This window comes from Streptomyces sp. AMJ-169 (assembly GCF_055597585.1).
The window spans coordinates 40537-58781 of sequence record NZ_JBVLTJ010000008.1; the positions used below are offsets into that span (position 1 = coordinate 40537).

The 18245-nt window shown below is 74.7% G+C and carries 2 protein-coding genes and 1 pseudogene; 1 reads left to right on the top strand and 2 read right to left on the bottom strand.

The genetic code is table 11. The annotated features are described in order from the left end of the window. The first annotated feature begins 163 nt into the window (after window positions 1-163). Complete coding sequence (locus ACYUD3_RS20910; RefSeq protein WP_470972053.1) at window positions 164-7945, top strand: amino acid adenylation domain-containing protein; 7782 nt, start codon at window positions 164-166, stop codon at window positions 7943-7945. Between the two features lie 83 nt (window positions 7946-8028). Here ACYUD3_RS20910 and ACYUD3_RS20915 read toward each other — a convergent pair. Together ACYUD3_RS20915 and ACYUD3_RS20920 are read right to left on the bottom strand one after the other, a co-directional pair. Then, window positions 8029-17913: pseudogene (locus ACYUD3_RS20915) on the bottom strand (amino acid adenylation domain-containing protein); the annotation flags it as partial. Window positions 17914-17978: 65 nt separating this feature from the next. Then, window positions 17979-18173: an MbtH family protein gene (locus ACYUD3_RS20920; protein WP_470972055.1), complete on the bottom strand. Its 195-nt coding sequence runs from the start codon at window positions 18171-18173 to the stop codon at window positions 17979-17981. Window positions 18174-18245: the final 72 nt, after the last annotated feature.

Genomic DNA, 18245 nt, shown 5'->3' on the forward strand with positions numbered 1-18245 from the left:
GACGTGGGGTCCTAGGTTCACCGTGGTCTGCGCGATACCGCCCGCCGCGTGATCTCCTGACGGGGGAACGGGCCGTGTGTCGCGGGACCCGGCCACTGGCAAGGCGGACCGACACCCTCTCCGGCCCTTCCGCAGGGAACCGACTCGACAGAGGGAACCGCATATGCCGAAGCGCCACGAAGCGAACTGGAATCTGCTGCCCGGGCAGGTCGCCCTCTGGAACGCCCAGCAACTCGACCCGCAGAGCGCCGCCTACAACGGCGCCCTCTCTTTCGAGATCCACGGCCCCGTGGACGTCGGCCACTTCACCGAGGCGGTACGCCGGGGCATCGCCGAAGTCCCCCTGTATCACGCCCGGTTCCCCGCCGAGAACGGCCGCCCCCGCCAGCTCGTCGACCCCGACCCCGACTGGGCGCCCCGCTTCCTCGACGTCAGCGCCGCACCCGACCCGCGCGAAGCCGCCGAGGACTGGATGCGCGGCGACGCCGAACAGCCCCTCGACCTCGCCGCCGGACCCCTCTTCACCGAGGTCCTCTTCAAGGTCCACGACGCCCATTACGTCTGGTACCGGCGCGGCCACCACATCCTCCTCGACGGCCAGTCGGAGCAGATGGTGACGGCCCGTATAGCCGGCCTGTACAACGCCCTCCTGCGCGGCGAACCCGACACCGGCACCCCCCTCGCCTCCACCGAGGCCCTCCTCGCCGAGGACGAGGCCTACCGTGCCTCCGAGGACTTCGAGAAGGACCACGCCTACTGGCTCGACGTGCTGCGCGACCGCCCCGAGAACGCGGGCCTCGGCAACCGCCACCGGCCGCTGGAGAAGCGCTCCGTCATCCGCCACACCCACCGCCTCGCCCCGAACCGCGAAGCCGCCGTCCGCGCCACCCTGGAGCGCTACGGCACCAGCCTCGCCCGCCTCACCGTCGCCGCGAGCGCCGCCTACCTGCACGGCATGACCGGCCAGGAAGACCTCGTCGTCGGCATCCCCTGCCCCGCCCGCAGGCGCCCCGGCAGCCCGGCCGCGAACGCGCCCGGACTCACCGTCAACCTCCTGCCCGTCCGCCTCGCCGTCCACCCCGGCATGACGCTCGCCGAACTCGTCGGCCAGTGCGCCACCGCCATCCGCGGCGCCCTCCCGCACCACCGCTACCGCTCCGAGGAACTCGCCCGCGAACTCGGCGGCGTCGACGGCTCCGCCCCCCTCTTCGGCCTCGTCGCCAACGTCTTCGGCCGCGCCGACCCCGACTTCGGCGGCGCCCCCGTCACCTGCCGCTACCTCGCCTACGGACCCGTCGACGACATCGCCCTCTACGTCATCGACACCGGCGCCGGCGAGGGAGAAGCCGTCCGCGGTCTCGAAGTCGTCCTCGAAGCACACGGAGGCCGCTACGACGACGCCTCCGTGCGCGCCCACCTCACCCGCATCCTGGGCCTCTTCGACCAGTTCACCACCCTGAACCCCGAACTCCCGGTCAGCGCGCTGGAGTTGACCGACGCGGAGGAGCGGCACCGGATTCTCGTCGAGTGGAACGACACCGCCCGCGACGGAGACCCGGCCACCCTGCCCGCGCTGTTCGAGGAGCAGGTCCGCAGGACCCCGGACGCGCTCGCCGTCGTCCCCGCGCGAGGGATGCCCGGGGACGCGCTGACCTACGCCGGGCTGGATGCCCTGGCCGAGCGGTGGGCCGGGGCGCTGCGCGGGCGGGGGGTCGGGGCCGAGACCGTCGTGGGGCTGTGCCTGACGCGGTCCGTCGAGTGGGTGGCGGCGCTGCTGGCCGTCACCAAGGCGGGCGGGGCGTATCTGCCGCTCGACCCCGGATATCCGGCGGACCGGCTGGAGTTCATGCTCGCGGACGCCCGGCCGGCGTGCGTTCTCACCACCGGGGATCTGGTGGACCGGATCGGGGCGGGGCATGAGGTCGTCCTGCTGACGGACCTTGAGCAGAGCGACGCGAGCCCTACGCAAAACGCCCCGAGCCAAAGTTCCCTGAGCCAAAGCGCCCCCAGCCCCGCGCAGACCGCCCCCCTGGACGTCCGCCACCCCGCCTACGTCATCTACACCTCCGGCTCCACCGGCCGCCCCAAAGGCATCGTCGTCCCGCACACCGGCATCGCCGACTTCGCCCGCACCATGGCCGAGCACCTGCGTGTCGGCCCCGGCGACCGTGTCCTCCAGGCCAGTTCGCCCAGCTTCGACGTCTCCTTCATCGAGACGGCCGCCGCTCTCCTGCACGGCGCCACCCTCGTCGTCGCGCCCCCGGGGCAGCTCGCGGGCCCCGAACTCGCCCAGGTCCTCGCCGACAACCGGATCACGCACGGCTATGTGACCGCGACCGTCCTGCGCACCCTCCCCGAGGACGGCCTGCCCGATCTGCGCGTCCTCGCGACGGGCGCCGAGGCCGTGTCGGGCGAGTCGGTCGCCCGCTGGTCCCCGCACGTCGCCCTCCTCAACATCTACGGCGCCACCGAGACCACCGCCGACGCCGTCTGGAGCGACCCGATGACGGGCTCCGACACCCCGCCGGTCGGCCGCCCCGTCCGCAACACCCAGGTGTACGTCCTCGACCGCGACCTGCGCCCGGTCCCGGCCGGCGTCGCGGGCGAGGCCTACCTGGCCGGCAACCGGCTGGCCCGCGGCTATCTGAACCGGCCGGGCCTGACCGCAGAGCGCTTCGTCGCCGACCCCTACGGCCCCCCCGGCTCCCGTATGTACCGCACTGGTGACCTCCTGCGCTGGAGCACCGACGGCGTCCTGGAGTTCGTCGGCCGCTCCGACTTCCAGGTCAAGATCCGCGGCTTCCGCGTCGAACTCGGCGAGGTCGAGGCGGCGGTGGACCGGCTGGCGGGCATCACGCAGAGCGCGGTCGTCGTACGGGAGGACCGGCCCGGCGACAAACGGCTCGTCGCCTACGTCGTCCCCGAGCCCGGCGTCGATGTCCAACCGCTCGCGCTGCGGCGGGAGTTGGGGGCGAGTCTGCCGGAGTACATGGTACCGGCGGCCGTCGTCGTGATGGCGCGGCTGCCGCTGACGGTCAACGGCAAGCTGGACCGGCGCGCGCTGCCCGAGCCCGACTTCGGGGAGCTGGTGTCGGGGCGGGCGCCCGTCTCGGAGGGGGAGGAGGCGCTGTGCGGGCTGTTCGCCGAGGTGCTGGGACTTGAGCGGGTCGGCGCCGACGACAGCTTCTTCGAGCTGGGCGGGGACAGCATCGTCGCCATCCAGCTGGTGTCGCGGGCGCGGGCCGCCGGGTGGGTGTTCTCCGCGCGGGACGTGTTCCAGCACCGCACGGTCGCCGCGCTGGCCGCCGTCGCGCGCCGCGAGGGACCCCGCACCGGAGCCGCCGCCTCCGACCTCCTCGCGCTCACCGCGGCCGACCTCGCCGAACTCGGCCCGGGCCACGAGGACTTGCTGCCGCTCACCCCGCTCCAGCGGGGCATGCTGTTCCACGCCTCCTACGAGGGCGAGGGAGCGGGCGAGGACGTCTACACCGCGCAGATCGTCCTCGACCTCGCCGGAGAGATCTCGGCGGACGCCCTGCAAGCGGCCTGCCGGGCACTCGTCGCCCGCCACCCGAACCTCCGCGCGGGTTTCCGCACCCTGTCCTCGGGCACGCAGGTGCAGACCGTGGCCCCGGAGGACGGCAGCCACTGGTCCGTGGCCGACCTGCGGGGCGCCGCCGACGACGAGCAACAGCGCGTCCTCGCCGCCGAGCGCCGCCCGTTCGACCTCGCCGCCCCGCCCCTGCTGCGCTTCTGCCTGCTCCGACTGGCCGACGACCGCTACCGTTTCGCGCTGAGCCACCACCATGTCCTCCTCGACGGCTGGTCGATGCCGGTCCTGCTGCGCGAACTGTTCGCGCTGTACGGCGAGTCCGCCGACCTCCCCGAGGTCACCCCCTACCGCGCCTACCTGGAGTGGCTGGACCGCCAGGACGCGGCCGGCGCGCGCGAGGCGTGGGGCCGGGCCCTGGCCGGGATCGAGGAACCCACCCTCCTCGTCCCGGACACGGCGGCCGACCGGCGCGTGTCACGGCAGCCGGAACGCCTGGAGGCCGGCCTCCCGGAGGAGACGGCCCGGCGCCTGAAGACCTGGGCGCGCTCGCGCGATCTGACGGTCAGCACCGTCCTGCAAGGCGCCTGGGGGCTGCTGCTGGCCGCCCTCACCGGCCGTGACGACGTCGTCTTCGGCACCACCGTCGCCGGCCGTCCGCCGGAGCTGCCCGGCGTGGAGTCGATGGTCGGCCTGTTCATCAACACCGTCCCCGTCCGGGTCCGCGTCACCCCGGGCACGGACTTCCAGAGCCTGTTCGCCGCCGTCCAGGACCAGCAGAGCGGCCTCCTCGACCACCAGCACCTCAGCCTCTCCGACCTCCAGCACTACACCGGCCTGCCCGAACTCTTCGACACCCTCGTCGTGTACGAGAACTACCCGCTGGACCCCGCCCAACTGCTCAGCCCCGCCGAGGGAGTCCGGATCACGGGGCTGTCCGCGCGCGACGCCACGCACTACCCGGTGGCCGTCACCGTCCTCCCCGAGGACACCCGTATCGCCGTCCGCCTCGACCACCGCCCCGACCTGATCGGCACGACCGCCGCGCGGACCCTGCTGGAGCGGTACGTGCGGGTCGTGGAGCAGGTGACCGCCGCGCCGGACACGCCCGTCGAACGGCTCGACCTCCTCGGGGCCGGCAAGCGCCGGGAGCTGCTGGCCGCCTCCGGCACACCCCGGGAGCTGCCCGCCACGACACTCACCGCGCTGCTGGCGCAGCAGGCGGCCCGGACGCCGGACGCCGTCGCGCTGATCGACAGCTCCCGGAGGCTGACGTACCGCGAACTCGACCAGCGGGCGGACCGGCTGGCCCGGACCTTGCGGGCGCGCGGGGTGGGGCCCGAGACCTTCGTGGGCGTGTGCATGCCCCGCTCGGCGCTCCAAGTCGTCGCGCTGATCGCCGTGTTGAAGGCGGGCGGCGGCTATCTCCCGCTCGACCCCGCGCACCCGGCGGACCGCCTCGCCGGGATGACGGCCGACGCGCGGCCCGTGTGCACGGTGACGGTGCCGGAACTCGCCCACCTCGTGGACACGCCTGTCGTCCACTACGACGACCAGGAACCGTCCGCCGAACCCCTCACGGACACCGGACTGCTGCCCGGCCACCCGGCGTACGTCATCTACACCTCCGGCTCCACCGGCACCCCCAAGGGCGTCGTCGTCCCCCACGAAGGCGTGACCCACCTCCTGCGCTGGGCCCAGGAGACCTTCCCCGCCGCGGACCTGGCGCACGTCGTCGTCTCCACCTCCTTCAACTTCGACGTCTCCGTCTTCGAACTCTTCACCCCGCTGGTCTCCGGCGGCACGGCCGAGATCGTCGCCGACGCCCTCTCCCTCGCCGAGGACCGGCCGGGCACCTGGGCCCCCACCCTGGTCAGCGGCGTCCCCGCCGCCGTCAACGCCGCCCTCGCCGCCCGCAGCGGACCGTTCCCGGACACGCTCCGGCAGATCGTCCTCGCCGGCGAGGCCCTCACCTCCGGCAGCGCCCGCGCCGCCCTGGCCGCCGCCCCCGGCGCCCGCGTCGCCAACATCTACGGACCGACCGAGGCGACCGTCTACGCCACGGCCTGCCCGGTCGAGGACCGCCACCTCGACGGGACCGGCGTCCCGATCGGCCGCCCGCTCACCGGCACCCGCGCCTACGTCCTCGACAGGGCCCTGCGCCCGGCCCCCGCCGGCGTCACCGGCGACCTCTACCTCGCCGGACCGAACCTGGCCCGCGGCTACCTCAACCGCCCGGCCCTGACCGCCGAACGCTTCGTCGCCGCCCCCTACGGCCCGCCCGGCACCCGCATGTACCGCACCGGCGACAAGGCCCGCTGGAACGGCCACGGCGAGATCGAGTACCTCGGCCGCGACGACCAGCAGGTCAAGGTGCGCGGCTTCCGCATCGAGCCCGGCGAGATCGAGACCGCCCTGACCGGCCACCCGGCGGTCGGCCAGGCCGCCGTGATCGCCCGCGACGACCGCCTCGTCGCGTACGTCGTCCCGGCCGCCGCCAAGCCGCTCGCCGCGCCCACCGGCGACCCCGCCCGCTCCCGGCGCCACGGGGACCTCCCCGCCGCACTGCGGGAACACCTGAGCCGGCGGGTGCCGGAGTACATGGTGCCGGCGGCGGTGATCCTGCTCGACTCCCTGCCGCTGACGGTCAACGGCAAGCTGGACCGGCGCGCCCTGCCCGAGCCCGGCTTCGGCGGGACGGCGGCGGGGCGGGCGCCGGTGTCGGAGGGCGAGGAGGCCTTGTGCGGGCTGTTCGCCGAGGTGCTGGGGCTTGAGCGGGTCGGTGCCGACGACAGCTTCTTCGAGCTGGGCGGGGACAGCATCGTCGCCATCCAGCTGGTGTCCCGGGCCCGTGCCGCCGGGTGGGTGTTCTCCGCGCGGGACGTGTTCCGGCACCGCACGGTCGCCGCGCTCGCCGCCGTCGCCGAGCGGGAGGCGAAGGCCCCGGTGGAGGCGGTCGCGGACGCGGTCGGCGAGGTGCCGCTGACGCCCGTCGTCCGGCGCCGCCACGAACAGGGCGGACTGCCCGAAGGGTTCGACCAGGCGGTGGTGGCGCTCGTGCCGGCCGGGCTGGCGGAGAAAGAGCTGGGCGAGGCGTTGCAGGCGGTCGTCGACCGGCACGGGATGCTGCGCGGGCGGCTCGTCGAGGGCGACGGCGGGACGTGGGCGATGGAGGTACGGCCCCAAGGGAGCGTCGACGCCCCCGAGTCGCTGGCCCGGGTCACCTCCCCGGCGGACTTCGAGGACGCCTCCGCCGCCGCGCGCCGGCGCCTGGACGCCGTAGCGGGCCGCATGCTCCAGGCCGTCTGGCTCGACAACGGGCCCGGTGAGTGCGGGAAACTGCTGCTCGCGGCGCATCACCTCGCCGTGGACGGGGTGTCCTGGCGGATCCTCCTGCCCGACCTGCGGGCCGCCTGGGAGGGCGAGGAACTGCCCTCGTACGGGACGCCGTTCCGGCACTGGGCGCGGCAGCTTGTCGCGCGCGCCGGGGAGCGGGAGGGCGAACTGCCTTTGTGGACCGGCATGTTGGAGGCCCCCAACCCGCCGCTCGCCCACCGCCCCCTCGACCCGCGCCGCGACACCGTCGCCACCCACCGCGTCCTCGACATCACCCTCCCCGCACAGCTCACCGAACCCCTCCTCGGACCGGTCCCGGCCGCGCACCGGGCCACCGTGAACGACGTCCTCCTGAGCGCCCTGCTGCTCGCGGTCGTCGACTGGCGCACCCGGCTGCGCGGGGACGCCACCGGCTCGCTCCTCGTGACCATGGAGAGCCACGGCCGGGAGGAGACCGACGCCGCCCTCGACCTCACCCGCACCGTCGGCTGGTTCACCAGCACCCACCCCGTCCACCTGGCCCTGCCCGGCGACGGCGTCCCCGACCTCGACGCACCCGCCGCGCTCAGCCGCACCGTCAAGTCCGTGCGGGAACAGCTGCGGACGATCCCCGACAACGGCCTGGGCTACGGAATGCTGCGCCACCTCAACTCCCGTACCGCGCCCGCCCTGCGCGCCCTGGAGGAGGCCAACCACCCGCACGTGTCCTTCAACTACCTCGGCCGGCTCGGCGGCGCCGAGCGGGAGTGGGACCTCGTGGCGGGGGAGGAGGGCTTCAGCGGCGGGGAGAACCACCGGATGCCGTTCACGCACACCCTCGACATCAACGCCGTCACCCGCGTCACCCCGGCCGGGCAGCAGCTGTCGGTGACGTGGGTGTGGCCGGGCGACCTGCTGTCGCGGGAGGCCGTGGAGGACCTGGCGCACACCTGGCGCAGGGCGGTGACGGCCCTCGTCACCCACGCCGACGACCCCGAGGCGGGCGGACTCGTCCCCTCGGACCTCTCCCTGCTGTCGCTGACGCAGGAGGAGATCGACGAGCTGGAGGCGGAGCTGTAGCCGGCGCATGAAGGAGGCCTCCCACCCGGAAAGGTGGGAGGCCTTTTCTCTTGGTGCACTCAGGAGGCCGACCCTTGCCGCCGTCAGCCGGTCAGCAGACCGGAGATCCGCTCACCCACGGCCCCCATCACCTCCGGACCCCCCATCTCGCTGTGCTTGCAGGCGAGTTGGGTGTTGTCGACCGCGCCTGTCACGTACGGCCCCCAGGCCGCCCCCGGCGCCCGGCCGGCCGTCGGCCCCGCGTCCGCCGCGAAGAACACCACGTCCCCCCGGAAGACGCCCGGCGTGTGCGCGAGCCCGAGGAGGAGGTTGTTGCGGTAGACGGCGACGACCCGCGCGGCGGCCTCCTCGGTGAGGTCCCCCAGCGTCCGGCCCGCGCCGAGCGGGATCCGCCCGGCGTCGACCGCGGCGACGACGGTCCGGGGATCGTCGTGCACGCCGATCTCCACCCCGAGTTCGTCCGACAGCTCCCGCAGGACCCCGTCCTCGGTCAGGACGGTGTCGTCCGGCTCCGGGGGATAGGAGTCCAGCATCGCCAGCAGTGCCACCTCCTCGCCCGCCGCCTGGAGCAGGCACGCCATCTCGTGCGCGACGACTCCGCCGAAGGACCAGCCGAGCAGGTGGTAAGGGCCGCTCTCCTGGACCCCGCGCAGCTGCCGCACGTAGTCGGCCGCCATCTCCCGCACGTCGCGGGGGAGTTCGCCGTCGCCGTCGAGGCCGCGGGACTGGACCGCGTACACGGGGTGCTGGGCGGTCACCCGGTCGGCGAGGGCCGTGTAGGTCCAGCCGAAACCGGCGCCGGGGTGCACGCAGAACAGCGCGGGGCGTTCCCCCTGGACCCGCAGCGGCAGCAGGACCTCGGCGGCCTCCTTTGTACCGGCCTGCTCCCCGATGCGTACGGCGAGGGCGGCGGCCGTGGGCGCGTCGAACAGGGCGCCGACGCCCACCGTCGCGCCGAGCGCCGTGCGGACGCGGCTCATCAGCCGGATCGCGAGCAGGGACTGGCCGCCCAGCTCGAAGAAGTCGTCGTCGGCGCCGACCTCCGTACGGCCCAGGACCTCGGCGAACAAGGAGCACAGGAGTGCTTCGCGCGGGGTGCGGGGCGGGCGGCCGGCGGCGCGCGGTCCTGCGGGTTCGGGGAGCGCGGCGCGGTCGACCTTGCCGTTGGCGGTGACGGGCAGGGCGTCGATGAGGGTCAGGACGTCGGGGACCAGGTGGCGCGGCAGGGTGCGGCGCAGGTCCGTGCGGACGTCGGACAGGAGGCGGTCGGGGTCGGCCCAGGTGCCGCCGGCGGCCGGCGCGGGCGCGACCGCCTTCGGCCGGTCCGGGCGGATCGCGTACACGGTGACCAGCGAAGTCCCCTCCAGCTGCGCGGTGTTGTCCACCGTCACCGCGAACCCCCGCTCCCGCAGCAGGCGTTCGACACTGGCGAGCCGTCCCTCCTCGTCGTGGACCTCCGCGACGATCTGCCCGATGACCGGCCAGTGCGCGTCCTCGATGCCCAGCAGGACGTCCAGTTCGCTGCGCTCCGCGTCGATCTTCAGCAGGTCCACGCGGTCGACGCCGGTCTCCCGGATCATCTGAGACAGCGTGCGCAGCTCGCAGGGGACCCGCTCCGAGCGCAGCCGGGCGGTGAGGAGCTCGTCGAGGAGCTCCCGCTCCCCGTCGCCCGCCGCCAGCTCCCGCGCGGTGTACGTCTCGACGGTCGCCCGGTCCTCCCGCGCCGACGCGTACCGGCCGGACAGGATGGACACCTCCGGGTAGTACGTGAACTCGGCGCTGCCCTCCCGCTCGGCGATCGCGTACGGGTGGGCGCGGATGCCCGCGTCGTGCAGTTCGGCGTTCAGCTCCAGCAGCCCGAAGACGTCCGGCATCGGCTCGAAGCAGTGGATCACGCTCCCCGGCGCCTGGGCCGCCACGGACAGCGCGAACATCCCGATGTGCGCCCCGACGTCGAAGACACAGGCGCCGTCGGGGAGTTCGACACCGCCGCGCAGATACTCCCGCGCCGCGAAGATCTCCTCGTACAGGAACTCGGCCTCGGCGCGGCCCCGGCAGAACACGCTCATGCCGTTCGGCAGGCAGACGCGGGAGACGCCCGCCGTGCGGCCGGAGCGCTCCAGCGCGCGCAGCCGGCGCACGGCCGACGCGGTGGTCTCGTCCGGGACGACATAGCCGGCCAGCCGGTCGCCGCCGGCCGTGACGACCGCCGCCCCCACCGCCGGGTGCGCGAGCAGGGCGCTCTCGACCTCGCCGAGCTCGATCCGCATACCGCGCACCTTGACCTGGTGGTCGGTGCGGCCGAGGTAGACGAGCTGCCCGGCGTCCCAGCGCACGACGTCACCGGTGCGGTACATACGGGCGCCGGGCGGCCCGTACGGGTCGGCGGTGAACCGCTCCGCCGTCAGCGCGGGCCGGCCGAGATAGCCCTGGGCCAGCTGCACCCCGGCGAGGTACAGCTCGCCCGCCACGCCCGGCGCCACCGGGCGCAGCGCCGGGTCCAGGACGTATACGCGGGTGTTCCACACCGGGCGGCCGATCGGGACGCCCGCCGTGCCCGGCGCGATGGGGGCCGCGGTCACGTCGACGGCGGCCTCCGTCGGGCCGTACAGGTTGTGCAGCTCGGCCGGGAGCGTGCGGTGGAAGAGGTCCGCCAGCGGCGCGGGCAGCGCCTCCCCGCTGGCCAGGACCCGGCGCAGCCCGGTGCACGCGGCGGCGGCCGGCTCCTGGAGGAACGCCTGGAGCATCGACGGCACGAAGTGGACGGTCGTGACCCGCTGTGCGCGGATCAGCGCGGCCAGATACCCCGGGTCGCGATGCCCCCCGGGCCGGGCCACCACCAGGGCCGCGCCGGTGATCAGCGGCCACAGGAACTCCCACACGGACACGTCGAAACCCGCCGGGGTCTTCTGGAGCACCCGGTCGTCCGCCCCGAGCTGATAGGCGTCCTGCATCCACAGCAGCCGGTTCACGATGGCCTCATGGCTGACGACGACCCCCTTGGGGACACCGGTCGACCCCGAGGTGTAGATGACGTACGCCGGGTGCCCCGGCCGCAGTTCGCCGTCCGTGAGGGCGTCCCCCGGCAGCGCGGCGACGGCGCCGGCGGTCTCGGGGGCGTCGAGGAACAGCAGGGGAGCGCCGGTGCCGGGGGCGGTCCCCTCGGTGGTGAGGACGAGCGCGGGGCGCGCGTCGCCGGTCATGAAGGCGAGCCGGTCCGCCGGGTACTCGGGGTCGAGCGGAAGATACGCGCCGCCCGCCTTGAGCACGGCCAGCAGCGCGACGACCAGCTCGACGGAGCGCGGCAGACACAGGCCCACGACGCTCCCGGGGCCGACCCCGAGCCCGCGCAGATGCCGGGCGAGCCGGTTCGCGCGCGCGTCGGCCTCCGCGTAGCTGAGGTGTGCGGCGCCGTCCGTGAGGGCCAGGGCGTCCGGGGTGCGCCCGGCCTGCCGGCGCAGGAGGTCCGGCAGGGTCAGCGGGGGCAGCTCCCGGACGTCACCCGTGCCCAGCGCCAGGGCCCGGCGGTGCTCCCCGGCCAGCAGGACGTCGGTGTCGCCGACGCGGCGGTCGGGCCGCGCGGTGAGCTGGTCGAGGAGGAGCGCCAGGCGTTCGGCGAGCGCCTGGGCCGTCTGCGCCGTGTACAGGTCGGTGGCGTGGACGAGGGAGAGGTCGATGCCGTCCGGGGCGCCGTCGGCGGTGAAGGTCTCGGCGAACCGGAACTCCAGGTCGAACTTGGCGCGGACCCCGCCCGGCGCCGGCTCGTCCGGCGGGACCTCGGCCAGGGTCAGGCCCGGCAGCGAGAACCCGCCGCTCTCGGCCGAGGTCAGGCTCAGCACGGTCTGGAAGAGCGGCTGACGGGCCCTGGAGCGGGCCGGGTTGAGGATCTCCACCAGCCGCTCGAACGGCAGGTCCTGGTGCGCGTACGCGGCGAGGTCCGACGCGCGGACCTGGGCCAGCAGTTCGCGGAAGGTCGGGCCGGACGTGAAGTCGGCGCGCAGGACGAGGGTGTTGACGAAGAAGCCGACGAGGTCGTCCAGCGCCTCGTCGGTGCGCCCCGCGACCGGGGTGCCGAGCGGAATGTCGTCCCCGGCGCCCAGCCGGTGCAGCAGCGTGGCCAGGGCGGCGTGGCAGACCATGAACAGGCTCGCCCGCTCCCGCCGGGCCAGGGCCGCCATCGCCCGGTGGGTCCGCGCGGGCACCCGGCACGAGACGAGACCGCCCGCGTGGGAGGCGGCCGGCGGACGCGGGTGGTCCGTCGGCAGCGCCAGCTCGTCGGGGAGCCCGGCGAGCGCCTTCGTCCAGTGGCCGACCTGCTCGGTGAGGAGACTGCCCGGGTCGTCCTCGGCGCCCAGGAGCCGCCGCTGCCAGAGGGTGTAGTCGGCGTACTGCACGGGCGGCGCGGGCCGGCCGGGCGCGCCGCCGCCGGTCCGGGCGGTGTAGGCCGCGGCGAGGTCCGCGAAGAGCGGGCCCGAGGACCAGCCGTCGCCCGCGATGTGATGCAGGGTCAGCGCCAGCACGGCCGTCTCGGGCCCGGTCACGAACAGGCGGGCGCGCAGCGGGACGTCCCGGGCCAGGTCGAAGGGCTCGTCGACGGCCCGCGCGACCAGACCGGGCACGTCGGCCGGGTCCGCCGACGCCACGGTCAGCTCGGGCGCCACCCCGTCCAGCACCCGCTGGTAGGGCTCCCCGTCCGCGACGGGATACACGGTGCGCAGCACCTCGTGCCGCTCACCGAGGTCACGCAGCGCCGCCCGCAGCGCCGCCACGTCCACCCGGCCCTCGAGCCGCACCACGAACGGGATGTGATAGGTCGCGTTGGGCCCTTCCATCGCGTCCAGGAACCACAGCCGGCGCTGCGCGTACGACAGCGGCACGACCTCCGGCCGGGGCACCCGCGTGAGCGCGGGCCGCCGCCGGGCGCCCGGGTCGAGCCGGTCCGCGAGCAGCGCGGGCGTCGGCGCCTCGAAGAGCGCGCGGATGGCCGCCTCGGTCCCGGTCTCGGTCCTGATCCGGCTGATCAGCCGGGTCGCGAGCAGCGAGTGCCCGCCGTGGTCGAAGAAGCTGTCGTGCACGCCGACCCGTTCGGCGCCGAGCACTTCCGCGAAGAGCGTGCAGAGGGTGGCCTCCAGCGGCGTGCGCGGCGCGTCCTGAGCCGCCTCGTACGCCGGCGCGGGCAGCGCGCGCCGGTCCAGCTTCCCGTTCGGGCTGAGCGGCAGCCGCTCCAGCACGACGAACGCGGACGGCACCATGTGGTCCGGCAGCACACCGGCCACGGCGCGGCGCACGTCACCGAGGTCGACGTCGGCGCCGGGCGCGGGGACGACGTACGCGACCAGCCGCTTGTCGCCCGGCCGGTCCTCCCGTACCGTCACCGCCGCCTGTCCGACCGCCGGCTGTGCGGTCAACGCGGCCTCGATCTCGGCCGGTTCGACGCGGAAGCCGCGGATCTTGACCTGCTCGTCGGAGCGGCCCAGGTACTCCAGTTCGCCGTCGGGCCGCAGCCGGACGGTGTCGCCGGTGCGGTACATCCGGGTGCCGGGCGGCCCGTAGGGGTCGGCGACGAACCGCTCCGCCGTGAGGCCGGGGCGGCGCAGATAGCCGACGGCGAGAGGGGCGCCCGCGAGATACAGCTCGCCCGCGACACCGGGCGGTACCGGGCGCAGGAACCGGTCGAGGACCAGCGCCCGCGTACCGTCGACCGGCCGGCCGATGGGCACGCCGGGCCCGTCGAGATGCGACTCCCGCACCCAGCAGGCGGTGGCGTACACGGTCGCCTCGGTGGGGCCGTAGATATTGGCGATCCGCGCGCCCGGCACGGCGGCCGTCAGCTCGCGGACCAGGGCCGACGACAGCCCCTCACCGGCGAGGACGATCCGCCGGACACCGGCGGGCAGCGGCCTCAGCTGCTGGGCGGCGGCGACGGCGGAGGGGACGCCGCTGATGAGGGACGGCGGCTGGGAGGGAGCCCCACCGCTCGGAGACCGGTTGTCGCCCAACGCCAGGACATTCTCCGCGAGTTCGACGCTCCCGCCCCGCACCAGCGGCGTGAACAGCTCGAACACCGACACGTCGAAGTTGAACGACGTCGACACCAGCACCCGCGCCAGCTCGTCCGCCCCGAACGCGCCGCCCGCCCACTCCAGCAGGTTCACCACGCTGCGGTGCGCGACCACGACCCCCTTCGGCCGCCCGGTGGACCCCGAGGTGTAGATGACGTACGCCGGATGCCCGGCCGTCAGCCCGGTGTCCGCGAGGCCGGAGCCGTCGCCGGTCCAGGTGCCGGGCAGCAGGAGCACGGCGCTGCCGGCGGGGAGCCGGCCGGCGAGCGCGTCGGTGGTCACCACGCACACCGGGCGGGCGTCCTCGACCATGAACGCCAGCCGCTCGGCCGGGTACTCCGGGTCCAACGGCACGTACGCGCCACCGGACTTGAGCACCGCGAGCAGTGCGACGACATGGTCGGCCGAGCGGGGGAGGCAGAGGCCGACGAACGCGCCGGGGCCGACGCCCTGTTCCCGCAGCGAGCGGGCCAACTGGTTGGCGCGCGCGTCCAGTTCGCGGTACGTCAGCTCCCCGGGCCCGGCGACCGCGACCGCGTCCGGGGTCCGCCGGACCTGCTCCTCGAAGAGGCCGGCCACAGTCCCCTCGCGGACCGTGTCGTCGTGCTCCTCAAGGATGTGCTCGCCCTCCAGCAGCGTGTCGACGCGGCCGAGCGGCAGGTCGGGGTCCGCGGCGAGCTGGGTGAGGACGCGGGTCAGGCGGCGGGTGAAGGTCTGCGCGGTGGCGGCGGTGTACAGGTCCTCGGCGTAGATGAGGGTCGCGTCGAGCCCGTCGGGCGTGCCGTCGGGGGTGAACCGCTCGGTGAACTGGAACTCCAGGTCGAAGCGGACCGACCGCTCGTCCTGCGGCGCGGCGGAGACGGTGACGCCGGGCAGGTCCAGTGCGGGCCGGTCGGTGCTCAGGAGGTTCAGCATGACCTGGAAGAGCGGGTGCCGGCCGGTCGAGCGGGCCGGGTTGAGGATCTCCACCAGCCGCTCGAACGGCAGGTCCTGGTGCGCGTACGCCGACAGGTTCGTCTCGCGGACCTGGCCGAGGAGTTCGCGGAACGTGGGGTTGCCGGAGAGGTCGGTGCGCAGGACGAGGGTGTTGACGAAGAAGCCGACCAGCGGGGCGAGCGCGTCGTCCGTGCGGCCGGCGACCGGGGTGCCGAGCGGGATGTCGTCCCCGCCGCCCAGCGCGTTCAGGAGGGTGGCGAGGGCCGCCTGGAGGGCCATGAAGAGGCTGGCGCCGCTGCCGTGCGCGAGGTCCGTCAGCGTCCGGTGGGTCTCCGGGGCGACCGTGAACGTGACGAGCCCGCCCCGGTGGCCCGGGACCGCCGGGCGCGGGCGGTCGGCGGGCAGCGGGAGTTCGTCGGGCAGCCCGCCCAGCGCCTCTTTCCAGTAGGCGATCTGCGTGGCGAGGACGCTGTCCGGATCGTCCTCGGCGCCCAGCAGGCGGCGCTGCCACAGGGTGTAGTCGGTGTACTGCACCGGCAGCGGCGTCCAGACCGGGGCGGCCCCCTGGCGGCGGGCCGCGTAGGCGGCGCTCAGGTCGGCGCAGAGGGGGGCCGTCGACCAGCCGTCGGTCGCGATGTGGTGCAGCGTCAGGGCGAGCGTCGCCCGCTCGGGCCCGGTCACGAAGAGGGCCGCGCGCACCGGGATCTCCCGGGCCAGGTCGAACGGCGTGCCCGCGGCCTCCGCGACCAGCGCGGGCAGCTGCGCCGCCGAGGCCGCCACGACCGGCAGCCCCGGCAGCGTGTCCAGAACCTGCTGCCGGGGCTCGCCGCCGGCCGCCGGATAGACGGTCCGCAGGATCTCGTGCCGCTGGACCACATCGCCCAGCGCGGCCCGCAGCGCCGCATGGTCGAGCGGCCCGCGCAGGTCGATGACCAGCGGGATGTGGTAGGTCGCGCTGGGCCCCTCGAACTCGTCGAGGAACCACAGCCTGCGCTGCGCGTACGACAGCGGCACGACGTCCGGGCGCGGCTGCGCCACGAGCGCGGGACGGGCCTCGCGCGCCGGGTCGAGCCGCTCGGCGAGCAGCGCGACGGTGGGCGTCTCGAAGAGCGCCCGGATGCCCGCCTCCATGCCGGTCTCGGTGCGGATGCGGCTGACGAGCCGGGTCGCGAGCAGCGAATGCCCGCCCCGCGTGAAGAAGTTGTCGTCGACGCCGACCCGTTCGACGCCGAGGACTTCCGCGAAGAGCGTGCAGAGGGTGGCCTCCAGCGGGGTGCGGGGGGCGCCCTGGCCCGCCGACGGGGGCCGGTCCAGCGTGCCGCGCGCCTTGGCCTGCTCGTCGGCGCGCCCCAGGAACTCCAGCTCGCCCCCGGCGGTGCGGCGGACGAGGTCACCGGTGCGGTACATGCGGGTGCCGGGACGGCCGTAGGGGTCGGCGACGAAGTGCCGCGCGGTCGGCCCCGGCCGGTCCAGACAGCCCCGGGAGAGCTGGGGGCCCGCGAGATACAGCTCGCCGGCGACTCCGGCGGGCACCGGCCGCAGCGCGCCGTCGAGGACGTACGCGCGCGACGCGGCGATCGCGTCCCGCGTGACGGCCGTCCCCTCCGGCCGCCCCGGGGCGTAGCCGACGTACGCCGGGTGGCTTCCGTGGACGGCGGCCTCGGAGGCGGTGTCCGGTATCAGCTGCCGGCGTTCCGCCGCGTCGAGGATGTCGAGCCGTCCGACGGGCGTCGCGGGCGCGGCGGCGATCTGCTCCAGGACGCGGACGAGCCGCCGCAGCAGGGTCTGCGCGGCGGCCGTGCCGATGAGGTCGGGGCGGTGCGCGAGGCGCAGCTTGAGCCGGCCGCCGTCGGGTTCGACGGTCACGGTCGCCGGGTAGTGCGTGGCGCTGTGGATCGACGCCCCGTCGACGCGCAGGCCGGGGGCGGGGCTGTGGAACTCGCCGGGGTCCAGCGGGTAGTTCTCGTACACGAGCAGGGTGTCGAAGAGCTCGTCGAGGCCGGTACGGCCCTGGAGTTCGGCGAGCCCGAGGTGCTGGTGGTCCAGCAGGGACTCGTGCTGCCGCTGGAGCGCGGCCAGCACGTCCTGCACCGCCGCCGCGGGCGCCGCGCGCAGCCGGACCGGGACGGTGTTGATGAAGAGGCCGACCATGGACTCGACGCCGGGCAGCTCCGGCGGGCGGCCGGAGACGGTCGTGCCGAAGACGACGTCGTCCCGCCCGGTCAGCATGCCCAGCAGGAGACCCCAGGCGCCTTGCAGGACGGTACTCATCGTCAGGCCGCGGGTCCGGGCCCAGCGCTCCAACCGCCCGGTGGTGTCCGCCGGTACGACCTCCCGCACCGGCTCGGGCCGGTGCGCGCCGCGGCGGTCCGAGGCGGCGCCCGGGGTGAGGAGCGTGGGGCCGTCGAGTCCGGCCAGCACCGCGTCCCACGCGGCCTGCGCCGCCTCCCTGTCCTGGCCGCGCAGCCAGGACAGGTAGTCGCGGTAGGCGGTGACCGGGGCCGGCGGCGCCGCGCCGGCGTAGCGCGCGAACAGCTCACGGACCAGGACCGGGGTCGACCAGCCGTCCAGGAGGATGTGGTGGTTGCTGATCACCAGGCGGAAGCGGGCGTCCGCCAGGCGCAGGAGACAGAAGCGGATCAGCGGCGGGCGGTCCAGGCCGAACGGGCGGCGCTCCTCGGCGGCGATCCGCTCCGCCTCCCCGGGCGGCGCCGACCGCAGGTCCGCCTCCCGCCAGGCCGGCTCCACGCTCTCGGGCACGACCTGCACCGCCTTGCCGGACTTCAGCACCCGGAACCCGGCCCGCAGGTTCGCGTGCTGCTCCAGCAGCGCCCCGGCCGCGCGGCGCAGCTCCCGCGCCGACAGGCCGCCCTCCACATCGAGGGCGACCTGCACGGTGTAGACGTCCTCGCTGCCCTCGTCGCCCGCGTAGAGCGCGTGGAACAGCATTCCTTCCTGAAGCGGCGACAGCGGCAGAATGTCCACCAGGCCCGAACGCATGTCTCAAGGTCTCCTTGTTCAGCTGAGAGCCGGGGCTACGAAATTCCGGCCGGCCGCATGTCGGTCCAGTTCTCCTCGATATACGCCAGGCAGCTCTCCCGGCGCTCCGGTCCGTGCACCGTCCGCCAGCCCTCGGGGGCGTCCAGATGGACCGGCCAGAGGGAATGCTGGTTCTCCTCGTTGACCAGTACGGAGAACGTGCCGTCCGCGTCGTCGAAAGGGTTGGCCATTCCTGCCCCATTCCGTGCCGTGAATTGCTTTCGGAGGGCGCCGTACGGCACCTCGCGCCAGCAAAACATGAC

Coding starts and splice junctions, on each gene's coding strand:
- ACYUD3_RS20910 (WP_470972053.1), top strand. CDS start 164: ATGCCGAAGCGCCACGAAGCGAACTGGAATCTGCTGCCCGGGCAGGTC.
- ACYUD3_RS20920 (WP_470972055.1), bottom strand. CDS start 18,173: ATGGCCAACCCTTTCGACGACGCGGACGGCACGTTCTCCGTACTGGTC.